This window comes from Arthrobacter sp. E70 (assembly GCF_058266945.1).
Window position 1 is genome coordinate 68,821 of record NZ_JBYQFR010000008.1, and the last position, 24,781, is coordinate 93,601.

The 24,781-nt window shown below is 68.0% G+C and carries 24 protein-coding genes; 6 read left to right on the forward strand and 18 right to left on the reverse strand.

The genetic code is table 11. The features are described 5' to 3' along the window. Positions 1–93 precede the first annotated feature (93 nt). Complete coding sequence (gene coaE / locus AC3IMC_RS11850; protein ID WP_490918752.1) at positions 94–1,308, reverse strand: dephospho-CoA kinase; 1,215 nt, start codon at positions 1,306–1,308, stop codon at positions 94–96. Between the two features lie 43 nt (positions 1,309–1,351). Continuing rightward, entirely contained in the window at positions 1,352–1,687 is a 336-nt protein-coding gene (locus tag AC3IMC_RS11855; protein WP_490918753.1) for a hypothetical protein, read from the reverse strand. Positions 1,688–2,129: 442 nt separating this feature from the next. On the opposite strand from AC3IMC_RS11855, the gene AC3IMC_RS11860 reads away from it, so the two are divergent. Together AC3IMC_RS11860 and AC3IMC_RS11865 are read left to right on the forward strand one after the other, a co-directional pair. Further along, positions 2,130–2,819: an IMPACT family protein gene (locus tag AC3IMC_RS11860; protein ID WP_490918754.1), complete on the forward strand. Its 690-nt coding sequence runs from the start codon at positions 2,130–2,132 to the stop codon at positions 2,817–2,819. Beyond that, positions 2,803–3,300 carry a GNAT family N-acetyltransferase gene (locus AC3IMC_RS11865; RefSeq protein WP_490918755.1) on the forward strand — a complete coding sequence of 166 codons (498 nt, stop codon included), beginning with the start codon at positions 2,803–2,805 and terminating at the stop codon, positions 3,298–3,300. Before AC3IMC_RS11860 ends, AC3IMC_RS11865 begins: the two co-directional genes overlap by 17 nt. A gap of 195 nt (positions 3,301–3,495) precedes the next feature. On the opposite strand, the gene rpsA is transcribed toward AC3IMC_RS11865, so the two are convergent. The 3 genes from rpsA to polA all read right to left on the reverse strand — a co-directional run bounded on the left by rpsA (position 3,496) and on the right by polA (position 9,209). Next, entirely contained in the window at positions 3,496–4,971 is a 1,476-nt protein-coding gene (gene rpsA / locus AC3IMC_RS11870) for a 30S ribosomal protein S1 (protein WP_490918756.1), read from the reverse strand. Positions 4,972–5,192: 221 nt separating this feature from the next. Continuing rightward, positions 5,193–6,491 carry a GNAT family N-acetyltransferase gene (locus AC3IMC_RS11875; protein WP_490918757.1) on the reverse strand — a complete coding sequence of 433 codons (1,299 nt, stop codon included), beginning with the start codon at positions 6,489–6,491 and terminating at the stop codon, positions 5,193–5,195. Positions 6,492–6,566: 75 nt separating this feature from the next. Beyond that, positions 6,567–9,209: a DNA polymerase I gene (polA, locus tag AC3IMC_RS11880; protein WP_490918914.1), complete on the reverse strand. Its 2,643-nt coding sequence runs from the start codon at positions 9,207–9,209 to the stop codon at positions 6,567–6,569. Positions 9,210–9,426: 217 nt separating this feature from the next. On the opposite strand from polA, the gene AC3IMC_RS11885 reads away from it, so the two are divergent. After that, positions 9,427–9,891 (forward strand): hotdog fold thioesterase, encoded by a 465-nt coding sequence (locus AC3IMC_RS11885; protein WP_490918758.1) that lies wholly within the window; start codon positions 9,427–9,429, stop codon positions 9,889–9,891. Between the two features lie 27 nt (positions 9,892–9,918). Here AC3IMC_RS11885 and AC3IMC_RS11890 read toward each other — a convergent pair whose 3' ends face one another. The 6 genes from AC3IMC_RS11890 to AC3IMC_RS11915 all read right to left on the reverse strand — a co-directional run bounded on the left by AC3IMC_RS11890 (position 9,919) and on the right by AC3IMC_RS11915 (position 13,988). Then, entirely contained in the window at positions 9,919–10,479 is a 561-nt protein-coding gene (locus AC3IMC_RS11890) for a dihydrofolate reductase family protein (protein ID WP_490918759.1), read from the reverse strand. A 56-nt stretch (positions 10,480–10,535) separates the two neighbouring features. After that, positions 10,536–10,757, reverse strand: a complete 222-nt coding sequence (locus AC3IMC_RS11895; protein ID WP_490918760.1) for a hypothetical protein — start codon at positions 10,755–10,757, stop codon at positions 10,536–10,538. Continuing rightward, positions 10,754–12,049, reverse strand: a complete 1,296-nt coding sequence (locus AC3IMC_RS11900) for an inorganic phosphate transporter (RefSeq protein ID WP_490918761.1) — start codon at positions 12,047–12,049, stop codon at positions 10,754–10,756. The genes AC3IMC_RS11895 and AC3IMC_RS11900 overlap by 4 nt, the downstream gene beginning before the upstream one ends. Before the next feature lie 151 nt (positions 12,050–12,200). Further along, the gene (locus AC3IMC_RS11905; protein WP_490918762.1) at positions 12,201–12,707 is read right to left on the reverse strand and encodes an HAD domain-containing protein; all 507 of its coding nucleotides are present in this window, start codon (positions 12,705–12,707) and stop codon (positions 12,201–12,203) included. An 18-nt stretch (positions 12,708–12,725) separates the two neighbouring features. Continuing rightward, entirely contained in the window at positions 12,726–13,448 is a 723-nt protein-coding gene (locus AC3IMC_RS11910; RefSeq protein WP_490918763.1) for a hypothetical protein, read from the reverse strand. 105 nt (positions 13,449–13,553) lie between these two features. Next, the gene (locus tag AC3IMC_RS11915; protein WP_490918764.1) at positions 13,554–13,988 is read right to left on the reverse strand and encodes a VOC family protein; all 435 of its coding nucleotides are present in this window, start codon (positions 13,986–13,988) and stop codon (positions 13,554–13,556) included. Between the two features lie 136 nt (positions 13,989–14,124). Between AC3IMC_RS11915 and AC3IMC_RS11920 the strand changes: the two genes are divergently transcribed. After that, on the forward strand, positions 14,125–14,745 hold the full coding sequence (locus AC3IMC_RS11920; RefSeq protein ID WP_490918765.1) for an L-threonylcarbamoyladenylate synthase: 621 nt from the start codon (positions 14,125–14,127) through the stop codon (positions 14,743–14,745). Between the two features lie 110 nt (positions 14,746–14,855). Here AC3IMC_RS11920 and ligD read toward each other — a convergent pair whose 3' ends face one another. After that, entirely contained in the window at positions 14,856–15,878 is a 1,023-nt protein-coding gene (gene ligD, locus AC3IMC_RS11925) for a non-homologous end-joining DNA ligase (protein ID WP_490918766.1), read from the reverse strand. A gap of 79 nt (positions 15,879–15,957) precedes the next feature. Here ligD and AC3IMC_RS11930 point away from each other — a divergent pair, with 79 nt between their 5' ends. Together AC3IMC_RS11930 and AC3IMC_RS11935 are read left to right on the forward strand one after the other, a co-directional pair. Beyond that, positions 15,958–16,635, forward strand: a complete 678-nt coding sequence (locus tag AC3IMC_RS11930) for an alpha/beta hydrolase family protein (RefSeq protein WP_490918767.1) — start codon at positions 15,958–15,960, stop codon at positions 16,633–16,635. A 140-nt stretch (positions 16,636–16,775) separates the two neighbouring features. Next, a complete protein-coding gene (locus tag AC3IMC_RS11935; RefSeq protein WP_490918768.1) occupies positions 16,776–18,929 on the forward strand; it encodes an amylo-alpha-1,6-glucosidase in 2,154 nt (717 codons plus the stop codon). 12 nt (positions 18,930–18,941) lie between these two features. On the opposite strand, the gene AC3IMC_RS11940 is transcribed toward AC3IMC_RS11935, so the two are convergent. The 6 genes from AC3IMC_RS11940 to AC3IMC_RS11965 form a co-directional block, all read right to left on the reverse strand. Beyond that, the gene (locus AC3IMC_RS11940; RefSeq protein WP_490918769.1) at positions 18,942–19,091 is read right to left on the reverse strand and encodes a hypothetical protein; all 150 of its coding nucleotides are present in this window, start codon (positions 19,089–19,091) and stop codon (positions 18,942–18,944) included. Positions 19,092–19,243: 152 nt separating this feature from the next. Beyond that, positions 19,244–21,850, reverse strand: a complete 2,607-nt coding sequence (hrpB, locus tag AC3IMC_RS11945; protein WP_490918770.1) for an ATP-dependent helicase HrpB — start codon at positions 21,848–21,850, stop codon at positions 19,244–19,246. Positions 21,851–21,890: 40 nt separating this feature from the next. Then, positions 21,891–22,481, reverse strand: coding sequence for a hypothetical protein (locus tag AC3IMC_RS11950; RefSeq protein WP_490918771.1), 591 nt, complete (start codon positions 22,479–22,481; stop codon positions 21,891–21,893). Beyond that, positions 22,471–22,773: a hypothetical protein gene (locus AC3IMC_RS11955; protein ID WP_490918772.1), complete on the reverse strand. Its 303-nt coding sequence runs from the start codon at positions 22,771–22,773 to the stop codon at positions 22,471–22,473. Before AC3IMC_RS11955 ends, AC3IMC_RS11950 begins: the two co-directional genes overlap by 11 nt. A 182-nt stretch (positions 22,774–22,955) precedes the next feature. After that, a complete protein-coding gene (locus AC3IMC_RS11960) occupies positions 22,956–23,894 on the reverse strand; it encodes a 5'-3' exonuclease (RefSeq protein ID WP_490918773.1) in 939 nt (312 codons plus the stop codon). 194 nt (positions 23,895–24,088) lie between these two features. Then, positions 24,089–24,697, reverse strand: coding sequence for a dihydrofolate reductase family protein (locus AC3IMC_RS11965; protein ID WP_490918774.1), 609 nt, complete (start codon positions 24,695–24,697; stop codon positions 24,089–24,091). Positions 24,698–24,781 lie beyond the last annotated feature (84 nt).

Below are 24,781 nucleotides of genomic sequence, written 5' to 3' on the forward strand. Positions count from 1 at the left end.
GGATCTAATCTACAGCCGGGCTCGGACACTGGCCGGTCCAGTCCGTTACGGGCGAACATGCAGCAGGTGCGGTTTCATGAAGCGCCGGCAGCGTCAGGACCCGTACGACGGCGGGGCCCACCCGCTGGCCTCGGCCCAGGCACACATCCGGGGCCAGGCGGCGTCGGTGAACCAGGGTTCCTTGGCTTCAGCGTAGGCCCTGGTGCCGTCCGGGCCGGCAAAACGTTCCGCGAGGCCTGCCTTGTGCGCCTGGTAGTCGCTGAGCGCGGCGGGTTCGTTCCGCAGCCAGTCCCGGAACATCAGGGCGTAGCGCCACCCGGGCGAGCCGGCAACGCGGACGTGGATGTTCACGGTGCGGCCCGGGTCGGCGTTGGCGTGGAACCGTTTCTGCCATTGGCCAGGGTCCGGCTCGCCCGGCTTGGGTGTATCGGATCCCGCTTCCGGCACCAGAGGAAAGCCGGCTGCCGCAAGCAGCGGCGCGGCGCTGTCCGCGGCGCCCAGGCTGGCTACCGCAACCTGCAGGTCGATCACGTCCTTGGCTGCCAGCCCCGGCACGGACGTGGAGCCTATATGGTCCACGCCAAGGACGAGCCCGGGGGCGGCCGCCATGATCCGTGCGCCGATCCTGTCCGCCTGCCGCGCCCACTCGTCCCGGTGCGGCTGCAGGACCGGTGCGCCGTCCCGTGGGGCGCGCCGGCCCGCAGCGAGATTGCGGGCGAAGGGCACCAGCCTGTCGTCCCAGAGCCGGTCCACCTGGTCCAGCAGTTGCTGGACGCTCCCCGAGTTGTCCAGGACGACGTCGGCCGCAGCAAGCCGGACCTGGCGGGCGGCCTGGGCGGCCATCCGGGCGCGCGCTGCGTCCCCTGTCATGCCGCGCAGCTCCTGCATGCGCTGCAGCCGCACCTCATCCGGGGCATCAACCACCAAGACCAGGTGGAAGGCGCTCCCCTGCCCTGTCTCAACCAGCAGGGGGATGTCCTGGACCACCACCGCATCATGGGGTGCGGCTCCCGTGATTGCAGCGGCGCGGGCACGCACCAGCGGATGGATGATGGCGTTCAGCGCCGCGAGCCGCTCCGGGTTGCCGAACACCGCCTCGCCGAGCCGTGCGCGGTCAAGCCGCCCGCCGCCGTCGAGCATCTCCTTGCCAAACTCTTCCGCCACGCGGGCCAGGCCGTCGGTGCCCGGCTCCACCACTTCCCTCGCCAGGGCATCCGCATCCACGAGGACCGCGCCACGTTCCTGCAGGCGCGCAGCCACCAGTGACTTCCCGGACGCGATGCCGCCCGTCAACCCAATCTTCAGCACACTCCCACCCTAGGGCACGCCCCTAGGATCACCTGTGGCCCCCTTAGGCCCCCTCATGCCCTTGCGCGTTTTGCTCGGCACGGCTTTTGATGCCCTGGAGCATGCGCCGGGACATGATGAAGCTGGCCACCTCCACCACTTCAACCATCCACACTGTCCACCACCGACGGTAGGCATACCGCTCCCGCACCAGCAGCCGGGTGGTGCCATCTGGCTGTGGCCGCAGGACGAACGCCCAGGAGAAGTCGAACGGCCCGGGAGGCGAATCGGGTGGTACGCGCAGGACCAGCGCCCGGCCTGGGTCCACCAAACCCACTTCCAGGTCTGCGGACGCAGCCGGAGCCAGGTGGAAACGGTCGCCGCCTGAACGTCCTGCCATTCGGGATGGATGCGGTCCGCGCTGTGGATGTCCAGGCCGGCGAGGTTTTCCAGGAAGTCGTAGCTGTACAGCCCGCCGCGGCGCTGGCCCATCTGCGCCAGCCAGGGCCAGGCTGCCGACGCCGGGGCATTGATGGAAATTGCCCGTGTTGCCTGCAGGTCAGCGGCAGGCAGGAAGTCATCTCCCGGCAGGGGACCGTTCGGTTCGGGATCCGTGGCACCCCACCGCAAGTAGAACCGCCGGAAGAAGAAACCCGCCGCTGCCAAGGCGGCGGCCACTACGGGCACAGGGAGACGGTTCCTATCCAGTGACAATGACATGAATCAATTCTCTGGACCGCGTCCCTTCCCTGTCATGGGCCCTAAGCCCTGGTGTGCCAACGCGGATGCTGCGCCGTATTCCGAAGCCAATAGGGCCGGGACGCCGCACTAGACTGGGCCGGGTGCATGAACAGGAGAGCAGGGCCACGGCTTATACGACGCTGGCTTCCGGTCCGGATTTCCGCCACGAACTCGAGATCAAACGGTCCAGGTTCATCACGGTCCTTCGGAGGGCGGCCACCGAGGACCAGGCCCGGGACCTCGTGGCGGACCTGCGCCGGGAGTTCCATGACGCACGGCACCATTGTTCGGCGTTCATCATCGGCCCGGACCGGGGCATCCAGCGCTCCAGCGATGACGGCGAACCCTCCGGAACCGCCGGGATCCCGATGCTCGAGGCGCTCGCCAAAAGGGAGACGGCCCCCGGGGTGGCCGACTTGAGCGACGTCAGTGCCGTCGTCGTGCGCTACTTCGGCGGCGTCCTGCTCGGGGCCGGCGGGCTGGTCCGGGCGTACTCCGAGTCCGTGTCCTCCGCGCTGTCACTCGCGCCGCTGGTGCGCCGCAGCAGGCTGCGCGTCTGCGCCGTTGACGTGCCGCATGCCGCGGCGGGACGGCTGGAAAACGACCTGCGTGCCGCCGGTTTCACCATGGCAACGACGAGCTACGCCGCCCAGGGCACTGTCCTGCGTGTCGCCGTCGCGGATGAAGCCGGCGCCATTGCGGCTGCCGCCGAACGCGTCCAGGTCCTCACCGCCGGGAGCGCTTCGTTGGCGCCCGAAGGAACGGAGTGGATAGATGAACCCCTCGCCTAAGGTCTCCCTGGTGGACGTTGACGACGACATCGCGGAGAAGCTGCTCGACCTGGCCAAACGCGATGCCTCCCCTGACGAGGTGGCTCCCCCGCTCGGCGGGCCCGGCTGGAACCTGGAGCGGACCGCCTGGTTCTTCGGCTACCACCGGGCCGCTGCCCAAGGACTTGACGGCCCTGCCGGCGAGAAGTCATGGGCCGTGCTCAGCGACGGCGGCGTGGCTGGCTCCGTTCGGCTCAAGCGTGATGCCTCCGGCAATCACTCGGCGGAGACAGGCATCTGGCTCGGCAGGAGCTTCCGCTCCCGCGGCATCGGCAGTGCCGCCCTGGACCTGCTCCTGGCAGAGGCCCGCTGCGCCGGGATGCACCGGGTCACCGCCCGAACCTTGGCCGGCAACCACAGCGCGCAGCGGCTTCTCGCTGCAGCCGGGGCCGTACTGACGCCCGACGACGACGGGACGGTCCTCGCCGTCGTCGAGCTTTAACCCGCGCAGACCGGAATGCGTGACTTTTGCGCTGCCTGAAGGCCGCCGGTTCTGGGAATCCGCGGACCCTTTAGCCCTCGACCGGCATAATTCACGCCTTTGCGTCGCCGGGAAGCCGCCTTAAAGCAATCAGACCCCCTGCCGGTAAGGCAGGGGGTCTGATGCTTCAACCCGGAAGGTCCGGGCCGGTGGCAATTAGTTGCCGGTCAGCTTCTCGCGCAGGGCAGCAAGCGCCTCGTCCGAGGCCAGGGTGCCGGCACCGGAGTCGGTGGCAGCAGGCTCGGAGGAGTAGCTGGTGGCGCCGGACTCGCTGTCGCCGGACGTTGCCGCAGCGGCGTCGTCGGCAGCGTGCTGGGCAACCTGCTTCTTGTGTGCTTCCCAACGTGCCTGGGCGTCAGCGTACTGCTGCTCCCATGCGGCGCGCTGAGCTTCGTAGCCCTCGAGCCATTCGTTGGACTCGGGGTCGAAGCCCTCGGGGTACTTGTAGTTGCCCTCTTCGTCGTACTCTGCGGCCATGCCGTACAGGGCGGGATCGAATTCGGTGCTGTCGGCGTCGACACCCTCGTTGGCCTGCTTGAGGGACAGCGAGATGCGGCGGCGCTCGAGGTCGATGTCGATGACCTTAACGAACAGTTCGTCGCCAACGGAGACAACCTGCTCGGCCAGCTCAACGTGGCGCACGGCGAGCTCGGAGATGTGGACCAGGCCTTCGATACCGTCTTCGACGCGGACGAACGCACCGAACGGAACGAGCTTGGTGACCTTACCCGGAACAACCTGGCCGAGGGCGTGGGTGCGGGCGAAGGTCTGCCACGGGTCTTCCTGCGTAGCCTTGAGCGACAGCGAGACGCGCTCGCGGTCCAGGTCGACCTCGAGGACCTCGACGGTGACTTCCTGGCCAACCTCGACAACCTCGGACGGGTGGTCGATGTGCTTCCAGGACAGCTCGGAAACGTGCACCAGGCCGTCTACGCCGCCCAGGTCCACGAAGGCACCGAAGTTGACGATGGAGGAAACGACGCCGGGACGGACCTGGCCCTTTTCCAGCTTGTTGAGGAAGGTGGAGCGGACCTCGGACTGGGTCTGCTCGAGCCATGCACGGCGGGACAGCACAACGTTGTTGCGGTTCTTGTCCAGTTCGATGATCTTGGCTTCGATCTGCTGGCCGATGTACGGAGCCAGGTCGCGCACACGGCGCATCTCGACGAGGGATGCGGGCAGGAAGCCGCGCAGGCCGATGTCGAGGATAAGACCACCCTTGACGACCTCGATGACGGTACCGGTGACAACACCGTCTTCTTCCTTGACCTTCTCGATGTCGCCCCAGGCACGCTCGTACTGAGCACGCTTCTTGGAGAGGATCAGGCGGCCTTCTTTGTCTTCCTTGGTGAGCACCAGGGCTTCGACCTGATCGCCGACGGAGACAACGTCTCCGGGATCAACGTCGTGCTTGATGGAGAGCTCGCGGGAGGGGATGACACCTTCGGTCTTGTAACCGATGTCGAGCAGGACTTCATCGCGGTCGACCTTGACGACGGTACCTTCGACGAGGTCTCCGTCGTTGAAGTACTTGATGGTCGCGTCGACTGCTGCGAGGAAGTCCTCAGCGGTACCGATGTCGTTAATGGCGACCTGCGGGGTACCGGGCTTCTCGGTGGAGGTGATGGTCATGTAGTAGGGGCTCCGTTGTGGATAGTTAGTCGGTCAGGCAAACCGGCGCGCCCGCGTCATGGAACGCAGGCGCAATGTACGGTGAATCCGAATGGATCCTCCGGGTCATCCTGATTTTGTGGATTGCTGTTACAGATACTGCAGAACGTGCACGTGGTACACGCCCGTTTATTCTAGTCGCTGCCGCCAACACGGGTCAAAAGCGGTGCTCAGCCCATCCCCTAGAAGTGCGTGAGGCAGTGCGTCGCCCGCTCGACGGCGAACATCTGCCGGGCGCTGAGGACAGCGCCGGGCGTTGCCTCGCTGATCGTGCCGGCCGCCTTCAGGGTCACGGGACAGACGCCGCCCAGGTAGATGGAGGAGAGGGCGGAGACGTCGAGTACCAGGTCCGCACCTGTGCCGTCGGCAACGTGTTCGACGGCGGCCTGGCCGCCCTTGACGTCCAGGGCGAAAGTTCCAGCGGTGAGGCCCAGCGGGTCCCCCACCTCCAGGACCAGCCGCCCGTCGGCCGGGTAGTGCCGGGCTGCCAGGGCCTGCGGAATGTCCAGGAGCCGGAGCCAGAGCATGTCCCGGCTGTCCGACGCTTCGATGCAGCGCGCGTCCGCCAACGCCCATGCGAGGGGATCGTCCACCGGCGCCTCGTTCCAGGAAACGCGTTCCACGAGGTCGATGGCGGCCAGGTATTGCCAGAGCTCCAGGTAGGCGTGGTCGGTGGCGGCAACGAGGTCCACCACTTCAACGGTGGCCGGCTCGGTGTCCCAGCCGAGGAACTTGTAGGAGACGTAGCCGTCGATCCCGCCGTCCGGCCCATAGTGCAGTGCCACCTTGACTGCGGGATCTTCCTTGCCGTCCCGCGCGAGCGACCCCGACGCGAGCTGCCGGTACCATTCCTGCCGGTCGATGGAGCCGGGCGTGTGGCGGTGGACCCGGCTGAAGACTGCGGGCGCCACCTCGAGCAGGACCTTCGGGTCTGCCACCTCGACCGTGCCGGTGGCCTGGTGCCGCAGGTTGAACCGCGCCGTGGTGTCCACCTTCACGGCGCGCTCGAGGCTGGCCACGCCGTACCCGAAGCGCCCGTAAATGGTTCCTTCGGACGCGGTGAGTGCTGCCACGGCGATGCCGTCCTTCTTCGCGAGCTGGAGGTCCTCGGTCATCATGCGGCGGAGCAGGCCGCGCCGGCGGTGGGACGTGCGGACCGTCACCGCGGTGACGAGCTGGGCTTCGACCATCCGGCCGAAGCCGATGTTCAGGCTCTTCCGCATGGTGCCGAAGGTGGCTACCGGTACGTCGGCCGGCAGGGACGATGCCGCCACAGGTCCGGTCTGGTACGCGCCGGTGAAGATCCGGCCGTCCGTTTCGTAGGTGGCGAGGGAACGCTCCACGTGGTCGGGCGTGCGGGTGGATTCATGGAAACCGAATCCCACGGCCCGGGCCCACGTTTCGGCCTCCGCGTAACCGTCCTTGCCTTTGGACACGGCGGGAAAGCGCCGGATTTCGTAGTTTCCGCTCAGATCACCCATTTGTCCGAGCGTAGTAATGAATCCGGCGCATGACCAGCAAAAACGTGTCGGAGAGCGGCTTGGACCCCCTCCGGCCTAGTGGCCGGCGTCGTACCAGCTGGGTCCGACGCCGATCTGGACTTCCAGCGGCACGCTCAGGTCCGCAGCGGCGGCCATTTGCTCGGTGACCAGCTTCTCGACGGCGGCCCGCTCCCCCGCAGCCACTTCCAGGACCAGTTCGTCATGGACCTGCAGCAGCATCCGCGACTTCAGCCCCTGCGCCTGCAGTTCGGCGTGGACACCGAGCATGGCGCGCTTGATGATGTCCGCGGCAGAGCCCTGGATAGGGCTGTTGAGGGCGATCCGCTCGGCGTTCTCGCGCAGCTGGCGGTCTGTGCTGGTGAGGTCCGGCAGGTAGCGGCGCCGGCCTTCAATGGTGGCGGTGTATCCGTCCACCCGGGCCTGGTCCACTACTCCGCGCAGGTAGTCCCGCACGGCACCGAAACGGTCGAAGTAGTCCTTCATGAGCGTCCGGGCCTCGTCCACGGAAATTTCCAGCTGCTTGGACAGCCCGAAGGAGGTCAGCCCGTAGGCAAGGCCGTAGGACATCGCCTTCACCTTGGAGCGCATGGCACTGGTGACCTGGTCGGTGGGGACGTGGAAGATGTTCGAGCCGACGAAGCGGTGCAGGTCCTCGCCGTCCTTATAGGCCTGGATCAGGCCCTGGTCGCCGGAGAGGTGGGCCATGATGCGCATCTCGATCTGCGAGTAGTCGGCAGACAGCAGGCATTCGTAGCCGTCGCTGACCACGAAGATCCCACGGACCCTGCGGCCTTCCTCACTGCGGATGGGGATGTTCTGCAGGTTGGGGTTGTTGGACGAGATCCGGCCCGTGGCGGCCACGTTCTGGGCGTACGTGGTGTGGATCCGGCCGTCCTCGGCCACCGACTTCTTCAGCGACTCGAGCATCTGGCGGAGCTTGGCCGCTTCGCGGTGCGCCATGAGCTGCACCAGGAATTCGTGCCCGGTCTTCTCCAGGAGGTTCTTCAGTGACGCGGCGTCGGTGGTGTAGCCGGACTTGATCTTCTTGGTCTTGGGGAGCTGCAGTTCATCGAACAGGACGGTCTGCAGCTGCTTGGGCGAACCAAGGTTGACCTCATGTCCAATGGCCGCGAAGGCCTGCTCCTGGGCCTGGTCGATGACCCTGGCGAGGTCGGCAAGCTGTTCGTCCATGCGGTCCATGTCGATGGCGATGCCGGCGAGTTCCATGTCCGCCAGGACGCGGCTGACGGGCAGTTCCAGGGTGGACAGGAGCTCCTCCGCCTTGCGTTCCTTCAGCTCGTCCTCGAAATACCGGCTGAGGGCCTGCACGACGGCAGCGGCCTGGACGAGCGCGTCGGCAGCCGCGGCGTCGTCCCCGTCGAACGAAAGTTCCAGCTGGCCGGCCTTGGCAGTGGCGGCCGGGATGCCCACGTTGAGGTGGTGCTGGGCCAGTTCGGCCAGTTCGTAGGTGCGGCGGTCCGGCTGGATGAGGTACCCGGAGATCGAGGTGTCGTCCACCACGCCTTCCAGCTCGAGGCCGCGTGCCGTCAGCGCCTTCAGCGCGGCCTTGAACCCGTGCAGCACCTTGGGCGCCTCGGGATCACGCAGCCAGCCGGCCAGGACATTCTCGGTCCCGGCGTCAAGGCCGGCAAGGTCGAGGTACACGGCGGCATCGCCACGGACGATAGCCAGGGCGGCCGCGTCCTCGCCGATGCGGCCGGGCACGAGGTCGACGGCGAGGGCGGACCGCTGCCCGGCGCCGGCGGCCAGGAACGCGTCCAGTTCCGCGGCGTCCGACGGCGTGGTGTACGGGGGCGCTTCAATGCTTTCCCGTTCCGCGGCGGGGGTGTCGGCGTCGCCGTAGAGGGCGAACAGGCGGCTGCGGATGGTCTTGAATTCGAGCTGGTCGAACAGGTCCTCCAGGGCTGCCTGGTCCGGCCGGGGCTGGTAGAGGTCGTCCAGGGTGACGGGGAGCTCGAGGTCGGTGTGGAGCTGGTTCAGGCGGCGGTTGCGCTTGACGTTCTCGATGTTCTCGCGGAGGGCATCGCCCACCTTTCCGCCGATGGAGTCCAGGTGTTCCAGGACGCCTTCAAGCCCGCCGTAGAGGTTGATCCACTTGGCCGCGGTCTTGGGTCCGACGCCCGGGACGCCGGGGAGGTTGTCAGCGGTTTCCCCCACAAGGGCAGCGAGGTCGGAGTAGCGGCCGGGGCTGACGAAATACTTTGCTTCGATGGCGGCGGCGTCCATCCGGGGGATGTCGCTGACGCCCTTCTTCGGGTAGAGCACGAAGACGTTGTCTGTGACGAGCTGGAAAGCGTCCCGGTCGCCGGAGACCAGGAGGACCTCGAACCCTGCCTTCTCGCCCATGGTGGCGAGCGTGGCGAGGATGTCATCGGCCTCGTATCCGGGCATCTTGATGGTCTTGATGCCCCAGGCCTCCATCACCTGGGCGATGAGGTCGATCTGCCCGCTCATCTCGCGCGGGGTTTCGTTCCGGCCACCCTTGTATTCGCTGTACTCCGTCTTCCGGTGGGTTGATTCGTCCGAGACATCGAAGGCGACCGCGATGTGCGTAGGCTGCTGTTCCTTGATGAGGTTGATCAGCATGGACGTGAAGCCGTGGATGGCGTTGGTGTGCTGGCCGTTGGAGGTGGAGAACTTGTCCGCCGGGAGGGCGAAGAAGGCACGGAACGCCATGGAGTGGCCGTCAAGCACCAGCAGGCGGGGCTGGTCGGTGATGGGAATGACTGGCGCTTCGGTAGCAGAAACAGACCGAACATCAGCGGGCTTTGCGGCGCGGGCAGCGGGCCTGCGGGCGGAGGACGTGTCCTGGGCCGTGGCCTCCCCGTCGATTGCCTGGGACGGGAAAGGGGCCGGTTTGGTTGTTTCACTCACAGGTGCCAGCCTAGTTGGCATGACTGACAATTTCACGCCGGGCGCTTTCGCCGAGGAGCTGGCGGCCGCCGGAATTCCGGACCATCTGCACGACTGGCTGGGACGGTTCGGCATCGGCGCCCTCGTCGTGAAGATGGGGATCCGTTTCCTTGAAATGAGCCCGGAACGGAGCGTGGCCACCATGCCGGTGGAGGGCAACACCCAGGTGGCCGGGATCCTGCACGGCGGTGCGCACGTGGTGCTGGCCGAGACCCTCGGTTCCTTTTCGGCGGGCATGCATGCCGGCCCGGGACGCCATGCCGTCGGCATCGAAGTCAACGCCACCCACCACCGGTCCATCACCGGTGGCCTGGTGACAGGCACCTGCACGGCGGTCCATCTCGGCCGGACACTGGCCACCCACGAGATCGTCATGACCGATGACCAGGGGCGGCGGCTTTCCACCGCCCGGATCACGAACATGCTCAGGGACGACGCGCGCTGACCGAGGGCAGCGCTGCGCCGGCGCCTGTCACTCCGGCGCTGCGGTTCCTGCCGGCAGCAGGTACCGCAACTCAACCACGCCCCTGCCCAGGGTGCGGGAAGCGGCCAGTTCAAGTGGCGGCGTCGGGCCCTTCAGCGGCAGCAGCCGCTTGCCATCCCCCAGCACCACGGGGATGACCGAAAGGATGATCTCGTCCAGGAGGCCGGCGTCGGCGAACTGGGCTGCGAGGTTTCCGCCGCCCACCAGCCAGATGTTCCTGCCCTGGGCGTCCCGCCGCAGATCGCCGATGAACTCACGCACGTCTCCGCGGACAAAGGTGATGTCGGCGCCCTCAGGTGCGCGGTGTTCATGCCGGGTGAAGACGTAGCTGGGTGTTCCGCTGTACGGCCACCTGCCCGGTTCATGCTGCATGAGCCAGGCGAAGGTCTCTCCGCCCATGACGATGCATCCCACATCGGCCAGGAAGGCGTTGTAGCTCTCGGCGCCGCCTTCGAACCCGTCGAACTGCAGGAGCCAGCCAAGATCGTCCGTGGGCGTGGCAATAAAGCCGTCCAGGGACGCAGCGACGAAGTACTGGATGCGCGGCATGCGCCCAGCCTAGCCAAACGCCGCCGCGCTGCCCAGCACCGCGGTGCAGCCCGGCGCTACTTCGAAAAGTACGGGATGATCAGGTACAGCCCGAAGAGGACGGCCAGGCCGCACAGCCCGAAGCAGGCGTAGGCCAGGGCCCGCTTGGTACCGGGTGAAGGCTGGTCGGCATCGCCGGCGATGGCGGTCAGCCGGACGCCGAGCGAGTAGAGGGTCACCACGACGGCGGCTGACACGAGCGTTGCGGCACCAACGGTCAGGAGTTCCAACCACTTCATCGCTGACTCTCCTTGGGGTTGCTGGCGGCGGCCGTGGGAGCATCAGCCGCGGCCTGGGGGTTGTTGGCAGCGGCGTCGGCCTCCGCCTTGGCTTTTGCCTTGGCCTTGGCGCGTGCGCGTGCCATGGCCTTCTTTTTGGCGAACCGGACGGCCTGGCCCGCTTCCTCGACCTCGACGGCGTTGTGGTGGCTCACGGCGGACTTGCGTGAGTAGAAGAACATGAACAGCACGGCCCCGCTCCCGGCGACCGCGGCGATGAGCACGCCGACGACGCCGGTCTTCACCAGCAGTGCCGTCAGGGCGCCGACGATGGCGGCCGCGGGCAGGGTGAACAGCCATCCCAGCGCGATCTTGCCCACCATGGCCCAGCGGACGGTGGTGCCGCGGCGTCCCATGCCGGACCCGATCACGGAGCCGGAGGCCACCTGGGTGGTGGACAGTGCGAAGCCGAGGTGCGAGGAAGCAAGGATGGCGGAGGCAGTGCTGGTCTCGGCAGCAAAGCCCTGGGCGGGCTTGACTTCAGTCAGGCCGGAACCCATGGTGCGGATGATGCGCCACCCGCCGGCGTACGTGCCGATGGCGATGGCCAGTGCGCAAGCGGCGATGACCCACAGCTGGGGACCGGAACCGGGGGCCTGGCTTCCCGCAGCGATCAGGACCAGCGTGATGATACCCATTGTCTTCTGGGCGTCATTGGTTCCGTGCGCAAGGGCCACGAGGCTGGAGGTGAAGATCTGGCCGGTGCGGAAGCCGCCGCGCTTCTGGGTGAGTTTGGATCCCGTCTCGGGGTCGTGGCGCGCCGTGAGGGCATAGGCGAGGCGGGTGCACGCATAGGCGGCGAGGCCGGCAATGACCGGGGCGAAGACGGCGGGAAGGATGACCTTCTGGAGCAAGGTTTCCAGGTTAACGGAGCTGAATCCCGCGCCAACCACTGCCGCGCCGATGAGGCCGCCGAAGAGGGCGTGCGAAGAACTGGACGGCAGCCCCTTGAGCCAGGTGATCATGTTCCACAGCACGGCACCCATCAGGCCCGCGAAGATGATTTCCGGAGTGATCTGCACCCCGCCGGACCCTTCACGGATGATCCCGCCGGACACCGTCTTGGCCACCTCGGTGGACAGGAAGGCACCCACCAGGTTCAGTACTGCTGCCAGTGCCACAGCCGTCTTGGGCTTGATGGCACCCGTCGCGATGGGCGTGGCCATGGCGTTGGCGGTGTCGTGGAACCCGTTCGTGAAGTCGAAAAATAGTGCCAGTGCGATGACCAGCGCCACCATGAAGGTGATATCCACCTGTTGCCCAATCTGCAGAGTCGAGGTTCAGCAGTTTCTCCTGCCAGGCTGCCTTGCACATCATAATTCACCAGCTGTTTACCGGGAATGGATTGCGGTGGCGGCCGAGCGGCGGGAAACCTTATCGATCGTACGCGTCCGGGGCATGAGGTCAAAACAACGGCCCGGCCAGGAAGTCCGCCACCCGGGCCAGTTCCGTGGGTGATATCCCCTGCCTCGGATCCGGCGAGACCGTGAGGATGCCCCGGCCCAGGAACCTCGCCCAGCGCTGCGCTTCGCCTTCGAATGCCAGCTGGTCATCGATCCAGGCCACGGCGTCGGGGCGGGTTTCCTCAACGTCGTCCTGGATGGCGGACAGCTTCCACCAGCCGTTGCCGCCGGCTGTGCCGTCCGCGGCCAGGAAGGGCCAGTGGCTTCCGTCCAGGCCGACGGCGGGGCACAGGTATTGCGGTGCCAGTTCCTCCCAGCTGGTGAGCCAGACGCACCGCAGCCCCGGTGTGCGGGCGAGCGTGTTCAGACCCGCAACCAGCTCGGCGGCGAAAGCGACAGGCAGCAGGCCGGCGTCGGCCCGCCGCCAGGTGGAGCCCCATGCTGTGGGTCCGGTGGGACCGAAGGGGCAGATGACGCCGTCGACGTCGAGGTAGAGCGTGCGGTTCACGGCGCGCCTGCCTGGGTTTCAGCCCTGGTGCAGCTGCGGCGGCCGGGGCCCACTGTCCAACCGGGGACCACCGTCGAGCTTGGGACCACTGTCCAGCTGGGGCGCGATGTTTTTCTCCAGGGCAGCGAGCGTCACGTCCGGCAGGACGATGAGGCCGTCCAGCTCACGGCGGGCCCGTTTGTAGGCGGACTGGCGTTCGGCCGGGGTTGCGGCCTCGTTCTCGGCGATCATGAGCAGCTTCCGCGCTGTGGCAAGCCGTTGGCGTTCCGGTCCGCTGAACCGGCTGTCCCTGATCCGGCGGGCTTCCCGCTCGGCCACGTCGAGCGCCAGTGCGAAGTTGTTCACGGCCTCCCGGTAGGCGTCTAGTCCCGGTCCCTGCACCAGGTCCGCTGCAGCGGCCGGCCGCAAGCCATCGGCTTCCCTTTTGGCGCGGAGGAAGGCCACCGTGAGCGGTTCCCGCACATCCGTCATCATCGGAAAGTCGATGAGCCTGCCGACGTCAAGCTCGTAGTCGAGCCAGCGGCGGTTGGTGGCGTCGTGGGTCGCCATCAGGGACTGCACCCCGGCCACGGAAGCCTCTTCTGCCTCCCGGGCTTCGTTCCTGAGCTTGTACAGCTCGACCCGGCGTTGGTGCCGGCGTTCGCCGGCGCGCCGCAAGCCATGGGTCCAGCGGCCGGCCAGCGCACTTAACGGAAATACCAGCCACCACTTGTCCGCCAGGAACTCCAGGATGGACCTCACCCCTTAATCCTCGCAGCACGCAGCGGTGGCCTCAAGGTTGCGCGGCAGGTTTCAGCGGTGCGGCCAAGGCACCCGGGGCCGGACCCTGGCCGCACCTTTCACGTGTCAGGGTGCGCCTGTTGCCGCCTGCCCGCTGCTGACGTTGACCAGCCAGGCTACGCCGAAGCGGTCCGTGCACATGCCAAAGACATCCCCCCACGGGGCCTTCTCCATGGGGACGGTCACCGCTCCGCCGTCGCCGCTGAGCTTTTCGTAGTAGCCACGAAGCTCCACTTCATCGTCGCCGCTGAGGGAAACGGAGATGGATGAGCCCGGGTGGTACTCCATGTTGTTGGGGGTATCCGCTCCCATCAGCACCATGCCTTTGGTGGTGGTCAGCATGCCATGCATGATCTTTTCCGACTCCGCGGGATCGTCACTGGCCTGGAAGTCGCCGAAGGTGCTCATGGTGAGCTCGCCACCGAACACGGACTGGTAGAAGTTCATCGCTTCCCGGGCATTGTCCCGGAAGCTCAGGTAGGGGTTAAGGATGGTCGGCATGACGGAATCTCCTTCACATGGGCTGGGAACTGGGGCAGACAACATCCTGCCCCATGCCTTCGGCAGCCGGTAGGGGGCAAACTCCCCCCGGCCAGTCCTCATGCAGCAAAGCCGGAGGGAACGTAGGCTCGAGGTCATGGCCAGATACTTTGATGTTCATCCAGAGGACCCCCAGCCGCGCGCCATCGCGCAGGCCGTGAAAATACTCCGCGACGGCGGCCTCATCGCCTACCCCACCGACTCCTGCTACGCCCTGGGCGCACAGATGGGCAACCGGGAGGCCCTGGACCGGATCAGGAGTATCCGGCACCTTGATGACAAGCACCACTTCACGCTGGTCTGCCGCGACTTTGCGCAGCTGGGACAGTTCGTGAACATCGGCAATGACGTCTTCCGCAGTATCAAGGCCGTCACGCCGGGCAGTTATACCTTTATCCTCCCGGCCACCAGGGAGGTTCCCAAGCGGCTGCTCCATCCCAAAAAGAAGACGGTGGGCGTGCGCATTCCCGACAACCGGGTCGTCCAGGCGCTGCTCGACGAATTGGGCGAACCGCTGCTGTCCAGCACGCTGCTGCTGCCGGACGAGGAGGAGCCGATGACGGTCGGCTGGGACATCAAGGAGCGGCTGGACCACCAGGTGGACGCCGTGATCGATGCCGGGGACTGCGGGGCCGAGCCCACCACGGTGGTGGACTTCTCCAGCGGAGTGGCCGAGGTCGTCCGGCGCGGCATGGGCGATCCGTCGAGGTTCGAATAGACGCCAGCCCGGCCGGCAGCCCTCGCGGGCACTTTGCCGCCACCCGCCGTCGTAACTTACGACGGCGGACGGCGTGTCCGTGCCAAAGTGCCCCTTTACGGCGTCAAGGCTCAGTCCTGCTTGCGCGCCCTGCTGGGCTGGACCCGCGGCGGCTCGCCCGGCATCTTGGGGTAGTCGGGCGGGAAGGGCATTTCGCCCAAGCCGGCCTTGCAGTCGCGTTCCCACCACCCGAGGAGGGTGTCAATGGTTCCGGGTTCGGCACCGAAGCCCGCCCAGGGGTCGCCCACGGTCTTCAGCCGTTCCGGGACGGTGAGGATGGTGAAGTTCTTCGGATCCGCGTGTTCCAGTTCGTCCCAGGTGATAGGGCAGGACACAGGGGCGTGCGGGAGGGCCCGGGGGCTGTAAGCGCCGGCGATGGTCCGGTCCCGGTTGGCCTGGTTGAAGTCCAGGAACACGCGCCGGCCCCTTTCCTCCTTCCACCAGGCGGTGGTCACCTGGTCCGGGATGCGGCGTTCCACTTCCCGGGCAGCGGCGATGACGGCGTGGCGGACTTCCAGGAATTCGCGGGTCGGTTCGATGGGCGCGTAGACGTGCAGGCCGCGGTTGCCGGACGTCTTGATGAAGCAGGTGAGCCCGGCCTCGGCCAGGACCTCCTTCAGCACCAGGGCGGCCGGGACGGCGTCGTCGAAGTCGGTTCCGGGCTGCGGGTCAAGGTCGATGCGCAGCTGGTCGGGGTTGTCGGTGTTTTCCGCCCGGGACGGCCAGGGGTGGAACACCACGGTGTTCATCTGGACGGCCCACACGGCGGCGGCGGGCTCGTCGAGGACCAGTTGCGGGTGGGACCGCGCGCTCGGGTACACCACTTTGACGGACCGGATGAAGTCCGGGGTCCCCTTGGGCGGATTCTTCGAAAAGAACTGCTCACCGTCGATGTTGCCGGAAAACCGCTGCAGCGCCACAGGCCGGTCCCCGTTCGCGGCGATGAAGGCCTCCCCCACCGCGCAGATGTAGTTGACCAGGTCCAGCTTGGTGATGCCGGGCTCCGGCCAGAGGACGCGGCTGGGACTGGAAATGCGCATCTCGCGCGCGCCGTGCGGACCCGGCACCGTGATGGTGGTCTGTTCACTCGCCATGGGGACAACGTACACCCAGCCGCGGAAAGGGTCGGTGAACGGGCCGCCGAATGGCCGGGCATTCCGGCATGATGGACCCATGCCCGCGCCCGAACAGCAGCTCTCCATCACCGTGGCCGACACGGCGGTGTCCGCCGTCTACGCACGCCCCGACCAGCCCACGGCAACGTTGGTGCTCGCCCACGGGGCAGGGGCCGGAATGGAACACCCGTTCATGCGCGGATTCACCGATGCCCTTAATAACCTCGGCGTGGCCACCCTCCGTTTCAACTTCCCCTACCGGGAGGCGGGACGCAAGTTCCCCGACCGGCCACCTCTGGCGGTCGCCACCTGGCGCGCCGTGATGGCCGCCGCCGCTGCGCAGGCCGCCGCCCACGGCGACAACGGGCCGCTGTGGGCGGCGGGCAAATCCTTTGGCGGCAGGATGGCGTCCATGGCAGTGGCGGAAGGAATGGAGGCCGCCGGACTGGTGTACCTCGGCTACCCCCTCCACCCGCCAGGGAAGCCGGAGAAGCTCCGTGATGAACACCTGTACGGGATCACCGCGCCCATGCTGTTCCTGCAGGGAACCAGGGACACGTTCGCCACAGGGGAGATCCTCGCGGACGTTGTCTCCCGGATTGGCCCGTCCGCGGTGCTGGAGTGGGTGGAAGGCGGAGACCATTCCTTTGCGGTGGCAGGGCAAAAGCGGTCCGCGGAGGAAACCGGTGCCTCGCTGGCCGGTACGGTGGCGCGCTTCATCGCCGCGAGGGGCTGAGCGCCCGGAACGGCTGCGGGGAGTCCGGCACCCTTACACCGCGGCGGCCAACGGCGTAGCGTTGATTGAGCGGGATACCGCGGCGCTTCCCCAGCCCGGACCCGCCGGCCGCGGGAACGCCCAAGGATGGAGGAACGGGGATGGCTGGTTGGAATGCCGACACTGCTGCCGGACCTGTCGGAGCCGGAAACATCACGCTCGTGGAGGGTTCGTGCTTCTGCATTTCCCTCGCCAACGGGGATATCCATCCCGACCATCCCCACGGCGTCTTCCATGAAGACACCCGCATCCTCTCCCGCTGGGACTTGAGGGTCAACGGCATGGCGCTCGAGCCGCTGGCGGCGGAAGTGAAGGAGCCATACCGTGCCCTGTTCATCGGCCGGGTCCCCCGCTCGGACGGATACGCTGACAGCCCCCTGGTGGTGGAACGCCTGCGGGAGATTGCCGCCGGGGTCCTGGAGGGGGTCACCATCCGGAACTATTCCTCACAGCCCGCCGAATGCACTGTATCGGTCCGGGCTGAATCCGATTTCGCCGATCTCTTTGAGGTGAAAGAGGCCCGGGTCCAAAGAACCTGGGAGGAATCCCGCAGCAACCACGGGGACTCATTGACCATCAGCGCCGTCTGGCACGATGTCCTCAAACGGGTGGTCGTGCACGGGGAGGGCGCCGCCTCCACCCCCGACGTCCTGACGTACCAGGCGCTGGTCCCGGCGCACGGGCAGTGGAGCACGCAACTGAGCGTGATCCCCGTCAGCGGTGATCAACCGGCCCCTGCTCCGGAGCACCGCCATCCCATTGCACCCGACATGTCGCCCAGCGACCGCCGCCGGAAGGAATGGGTGGCGAAGATCCCCAAACTCCACATGGGCAACCGCTCGATCGAAAGGACGCTGCGGCGCAGCTATGACGACCTGGGCGCGCTCCGCATCCAGGATCCTGCCCATCCGGAGCGGATCGTGGTGGCCGCAGGCGCGCCGTGGTTCATGACCCTGTTCGGCCGCGATTCGCTCTGGGCCTCGGAAATGGCCCTCCCCGTGGATCCCTCCCTGGCGCTGGGCACGCTGCAGACGCTGGCGGACCGGCAGGGCAAAGTGGTGGACCCGATGAGCGAGGAGGAACCCGGGAAGATCCTGCACGAAGTCCGGCTCGGCGTCTCCAGCGGCCTGGCCCTGGGCGGGAAATCGGTGTACTACGGCAGCGTGGACGCCACTCCACAGTTCGTCATGGCCCTCGGGTCCGTCAGCCGCTGGGGTTTCGCCAAGGACACCATCGCTGCCCTGCTCCCCCACGCCGACCGGGCCCTGGACTGGGTCCGGGAGTTTGGCGACAAGGACGGGGACGGGTTCGTCGAGTACTCCCGCCTGAACGACCAGGGCCTGATCAACCAGGGCTGGAAGGATTCCTGGGACGGGATCAATTTCGCCGACGGAACGATAGCCAAGCCGCCGATTGCGCTGTGTGAAGTACAGGCTTTGGTCTACAGCGCGCTGCTGTCCCGCGCGTGGATGGCGTACGACGCCGGGGACGCACCGCTGGCGGCGCAGCTCACCGATGAGGCAGGGCGGCTGAAGAAGAAGTTCAACGAGGAATTCTGGCTGCCGGAGCGGGGGTATTTCGCCGTCGCCCTGGACCGCGACAAGAGGCCGGTCGACGCCTGCGCCTCCAACATGGGGCAATGCCTGTGGCATGGCATCGTCGACGACGACAAGGTGTCCGCGGTTGCGGAGCGGCTCATGTCGCCGGAGATGTTCAGCGGCTGGGGCGTCCGGACCCTGGGCACCGACATGGGCGCCTACAACCCGGCCAGTTACCACAACGGCTCGGTGTGGCCCCACGACAATGCCATTATTGCAGCGGGCCTGCTGCGCTATGGGTTCGTCGAGGAGGCACAGCGGATCTCCACCGCATTGCTGGAGGCCGCTGATTTTTCCAACGGCCGGCTGCCGGAGCTCTTTTGCGGTTTCAGCCGGGAGCAGGTTACCGAGCCCGTCCCCTATCCCACCGCTTGTTCGCCGCAGGCCTGGGCTGCCACCACCCCGATCATGCTGATCACCAGCCTCATGCGCTATGACGCGCACGTGTCACGCGGGGGCTTTTGGATGGATCCCGTGCTGCCGGAATCCTACGGTGACGTGCACCTGACCAACGCGCCGATCGCCGGGAGCCGGATGACCATTGACATTGTCGGTTCCGAACCCACCGTCCAGGGACTGCCGGAGGGAATCACCTTCCACCGTGAGCACCGGCCGTGGCTGACGGAGCTCATGGCGGAAACCGGGTTGCTGCACTGACGGCGAAGGCCGCTACGCGGCCTCTTCGTGCCACCAGCCCTCCCAGGCGGCCGACGTCAGCTGCCCGGCAGGGAACACGTCCCGGGCAGCGTCTTCCTGGGCGCGTCCGTCTTCCGCGCGGCGGCCGTCAAGCAGCAGGTTCAGGGGGTTCAAGAGAAACATGGTTCCGTCCTTCCGAGGGGTGTATGGACAACGCCGTCCACGTAGGAAAGAGCCTAGACAGGAGTTGTTTCAACAGGTCGACGCAAGGTTTCGGCCGTGTATCGGACTTTTCACGTGCCGGTTTGGCGGCCGCCAGGCTGCCCCGCCCGGCGCTACCCGCGCGGCTTCGCGCGTGCGGTGGCGGGCGCAGTCCACGGGTCCTCGGGCCAGGGATGTTTGGGGTAGCGGCCCCGCATCTCGGCCCGGACTTGTGCATACGGACCGGACCAGAAGGACGTCAGGTCACCGGTCACCGCGAGCGGCCGGCGCGCCGGGGACAACAGGTGGAACAGCACGGGAACACGCCCTTCCACCAGCCGCGGTGACTCGGCCAACCCGAAACATTCCTGGAGCTTAACGGCCACGACGGGTGCGCCGCCGTCGCCGGACAGCTCCGGATAGTCGATCCGGACCCGTGACCCGCTGGGGACATCCAGCCACTCGGGGGCCAACTGGTCGAGCCTGGACGCCTCAGGCCACGGCAGCAGGCGGCGCAGCGGCTCGGCGAGGTCAATCGAACTGACCGCCGCTCCCCCCGCCAACCGTTCCAGTTCGGGTCCGAGCCATTCCTCCAGCCGCTCGAGCAAGGCGGCGTCAGACACATCCGGCCACGGATCGCCCAGCTCACGGCGCAGGAACCCAAGCCTGCGGCGGAAGCCTGCCGCCGCCGTCGACCAGGGGAGGACTTCAAGCCCCGCTGACTGCAAAGCGGCACGCACGGCAGCCCTGCCCTGCTCCGCCGTGGGGCGCACCGGCGTTGCGGAAAGCACGATGCCGCCCAGCCGTTTGATCCTGCGCGCAGTGACGCGGCCGTCCTTGAACTGGGCGTCCACCACCTCGGCCAGGAGGTGCGACGCGGCGGTTTCTGCCATGCCTTCCGCCAGCGGTGCCGCTGCACGGATGACGGCCCCGGTTCGGGCCGCGTCCCGGCCGCCCGCCCGCGACACTTCAGCCACGGCCAGCCATTCCTGCCCGGAGAGGGGGCTGCCGGCGGGCAGGCCGGCACGGGTTCCCGAGGACAGCAGGTATTGTTCGCCACTGCCGGGCGCCCGGCGTGCCACCCGGTCCGGGAAGGCGAGGGCGACGACGGCCCCCACCGCCTCCGCGCCGGACGCACCCGAAGGGACAGGACCGCGGCCCTGCCGTCCCGGAAAAGCGGCAAAGCGCCGCGCTTCCCGGGCCCAGCGGGCGCCTGCGGGACCCTTGTCCGCGCGGAGCTGGGCCAGGAGGCGGGGCAGGTCGCCTCCCGGTGCGCGGTAGTCGCCCGAGAGGGCGGCCACGACGTCGGCAGCCAGTTCCACTCCCACGGACGCGGCGCCGTCGAGCAGCGCACGGGCAAGCCGAGGGTCGGCCGGGATGGCGGCGAGGGCCCGTCCCGTTGCGGTGACGTGGCCGTCGCCGGACACCGCGCCCAGTTCCCGGAGGACCTCGACGGCGTCCGCCATGGCCTGGCGGGGCGGCGGATCCGGCAGGGCCAGGCCCTCACCGCCGGGCGAACCCCAGCAGGCAAGGGTCAGGGCGGCGCCGGTGAGGTCCGAAACGGCGATGTCCGGGGTCACGTGGGCCGGTGCCGCACCGTAGGCCTGCTGGCTGTAGCACCGGATGGCCATGCCGGGTCCCTGCCGTGCCGCGCGGCCGGCGCGCTGGTCCGCCGACGCCCGGGAGCAGGACACGGTGACCAGTCCGCTCATTCCGCGGGCGGCATCGCGGCGAGGCTCCCTGGTCAGCCCCGAGTCGATGACCAGCCGGACGCCGGGCACGGTCAGCGAGGACTCGGCGAGGTCAGTTGAGACGATGATCCGCGGACCGCCCCCGGCCCGGCGGCCGGATACCGCCCGGTCCTGTTCGGGGGCGCCCACCTGCCCGTGCAGTTCGAGCACATCCACGCTGGAGCTCAGCCGGACCCGAAGTGCTGCGGCTACCCGGCCCACTTCCCTGGCGCCCGGTACGAACACCAGCGCGTCGATCGCCGGGTCGGAGGCCAGGGCGCGGGCGTGGGCCTCGGCGGCAGTCGCGGCCACATGGTCCAGGAACACCGGCGTCACGCCCCGGCCATCGAGGCGCGGCCCTGGCCCCGGGCGCCACGCCACGTCCAACGGGTGGAGCACGGAAGGGCAGTCGACGACGGGCGCCGGCGTCCCGCCGTCGGGATCACCCAGCAGCGCGGCGAACCGCGGGGCGTCCAGGGTGGCGGACATGGCCACGACGGCGAGGTCCCCGCGCAGTTGCCGGACCTCGGCGAGCATGCCGAGGAGGAGGTCCGTTTCCAGGCCGCGTTCGTGCACTTCGTCCAGGACGACGGCGGCCGTCCCGTCGAGGCCCGGATCTGCCAGCAGGCGGTGCAGCAGGATGCCCGGTGTGACGAATTCGACCCGGGTTCCAGTACCGGTGTGGCGTTCGCCGCGCACCGTGTAGCCCACCCGCCCGGCGGGGCCGCTGCCGTCCAGGGCTGAGAGGCGGCGGGCGGCGGCCCTGGCGGCGACGCGCCGGGGCTGGGTCACGACGATGCGGCCGGAGCTGCCAAAGACGTTGGCGAGCAAAGGCGGAACAAGGGTGGTCTTGCCCGTGCCTGGCGGTGCCTGCACTACCGCCGCGCCGGGGACCGTCCCGCGCTGCAGCGCGTCCGCCAGGGCGGACAGGGAACCGGCAAAGGCCAGCCCAGTGCCGATGGTTTCAAGATCGAAGGCGTCATCGAGGGCGGGACCTGCAGGAGGAGTCATCCGTCCATTGTGCCTTCATCCGCCGACGCTTCCGCTTGCGTCAGGGCTTGCCCTGGGCCTTGCCCTTGGCCTTGGCTTCCTTGGCCTTGTCAGGGAGGGAGGGTCCGGAATCCGCTGATTCAACGGGCGCCTGGGCAGGAGCGGGCGCGACGGCGGGAACGGCGGCCTCCTGCGGTTGGGACTCCTGCTGGGAGGTGTTGGTTTGGGCGGGAGCCGGTGCGTCCACCTCTGCGACCGGGGCTGCGGCCGCCACCTGTGTGGCGAGGTCCGCCCGGACTGCTTCGAGCGCGGAAGCGATGCCGCGGTACCGTGCGGCCGAAAGCCGCCCCGTTGCGGCGGCGTCGTTGAGGTCCTTTTCCAGCCCCTGCAACGCCGCCAGGGCGCCGTCCGTGCGGTTCTCAGCCACGGCCTGGCTGATGCTCAGCACTCGGACCTGGAAGCCTCGCAGCGTATGGGCGTCCGCGTCCGGCGGCCGGACCGCCGCGGCACCGGCCACGAGGGCGGCTGCGAGGGCGGCGATACAGAGAAGGATGGCCGCGCGGACTGCAGGGTGGCGGTGTGCCACAGGCGCTGCGGAACCGCCGGCGGCAATGGGCCCCGGGGACGTCTGCGGGACGTCCTTAAGCGGCATGCCTGCCCCGCAGCTGTACCACCGGCGCCGGGCGGGCCGGCACGAGGGCCACGACGGTTGCGCCGGCAGGGGCGGGGCCGGCCTCGGGCTCCTGTCCGCGGGCAACAATCCGCGCGATCACCATGCGCGCAGCGAGGCGAAGGGCGGCGGCAATCAGCAAGCCGATGCCCACGCCCAGGAGGACGTGGCCGGCCAAGTGGTTTCGGGCGGCTGCGGGGCCGCCCCCTGCGGCCACTGCTGCGCCGGTTATTGTCAGCGTCAGCGAAAGGGCCGTACCAAGTATTGCGCCCATGGCTCCTGCTCCCATCGTCCAAACTCATCAGCAAGCTTACTAGTAATGCTCAGCAAGCTTACTACCTAAAGGATCTGACGCAAGGTGCGCGGCACTCAGGGTGGGCCGCGCTGGGTGGAGCTGGTGGTGACCGTCGAGCCGGTGGCAGATGCTCGAAAGGTGTCGCGACACCCGCGGGGTGCCTACTCCCGCAGGTCCAGCGCAGCCAGGATGCGGCGGACCGAGCCGCCCAGGTTCCAGTCGGTGGCCAACTGCTCCAGCTCCGGGCGCCGGTCACCGCTCACGGGGCGCAGCCGGGCACCCGCCTCGTCCAGGGTGGGCAGCTCCAGGTTCCGCACCAGCCGGACGACGGCGGGGGCTGCTTCAAGGTACTGGGCCGCTGCGGAGAGCCTGGCCCGGACGGGACCGGACACGCCGCCGTCGGGCTTTTCCGCAGCTTCCAGCAGGCCTTCGAGGGTGCCGTGCTTCAGTAAGAGTGACGCTGCGGTTTTCTCGCCGATCCCCGCCACCCCGGGCAGGCCGTCGGAAGCATCGCCGCGCAGGGTGGCATAGTCCGCGTACTGCCGGGGCAGGACCCGGTATTTGGCCACCACGGCCTCTTCGGTGATGACTTCGAGGTTCCTCATCCCGCGGGCGGTGTAGATCACCCTTACCCGGCGTCCGTCGTCGCACACCTGGAAGAGGTCGCGGTCCCCGGTCACCACGTCCACCGGACAGGCCGCATTGCTGGCATAGGTGCCCACCACGTCGTCGGCCTCATACCCGGGCGCCCCGACGACCGCGATGCCGGCGAGCTCAAGCACGTGGCGGATCAACGGCAGCTGCGCCTGGAGGCCTTCGGGGACCACCTCAACATCCGGGGCATCCGCTACCGCTTCCGCCACCCGGTGGGCCTTGTAGGTGGGAAGGAGGTCAACCCGCCACTGGGGGCGCCAGTCATCGTCCCAGCACGCCACGAGGTGGGTGGCGGCATAGTCGGTGGTGAGCCTGGCAATCATGTCCAGCAGTCCGCGGACGGCGTTCACCGGCGTGCCGTCCGGGCGCCGGATGCTGTCCGGCAACCCGTAGAAGGCGCGGAAGTACAGCGAGGCGGTGTCGAGCAGCATCAGTCGCTGGGGCATACCTGATCCTGACATGGAAACGCGCTGAAGGTCAGCAGCGGGCGTGTTTGCCGTAAAGGGGATGCCTGATGAGGACATGGCTGTTACTTGACGGGACGCACTGGGACCTGCATCCGCCGGCAGCCGCCGGGACAGAGGTGATGGTGGTGCTGCGGGCCGGCGACACCGTCCCGCTGACTCCCTGGGCGGCGGCGTTACAGCGCGGTGCTTCCGGGCGGGCCGTCGATAACGCGCGGGATGTATTCGAGGAGCTGCAGGCCCCGGTCGAAGGTCCTGCTCTCCACCATTTCCAGGGCGACGTCCGGATAGCCGTCGTAGATCCGCTCGCTCCCGGTGCGGCCCGTGATCAGGGGAAAGACAACCAGGCGGAAGCGGTCCACGAGGCCGGCTGCCAGCAGGGAGCGGCCGAGGCTCAAGCTGCCCATGGTGCTCAGGGGGCCGGAGCCTGCACGCTTCATTTCCCGTACGGCCTCGACGGCGTCCCCCGCCACCAATTCCGAGTTCGGCCATGTGAGGGGAGCTTTGAGCGTGGAGGAAAAGACCACCTTGGGCACGGCCGCCAGGCCCGTCAGGGCCGCTCCCTCATCCGCCGAGAACTCCCCGCCGCCGGCGGAAGCCTCCTGCGACATGCCCGACATCAGGCGGTAGGTGTTGGCTCCCAGCAGGAAGGTGTAGTTCTTCTCCGCCTCCTGCTGGAGCCAGGCGAGGTACTCCGGCCCCTCCAGGCCCCACCAGCCCGGCCACCCCTCCCCGGAAGCGCACCCGTCCAGGGTGACGATCAGATCCACCATCAGCTGGCCCATGCCGGACATGCTATGCCGGGCCCGCAGGGTGATCAAGGGGTTCCCGGGGCCGCTTGGGCGCGCCGGCGAGCAGCGGACGGCCGC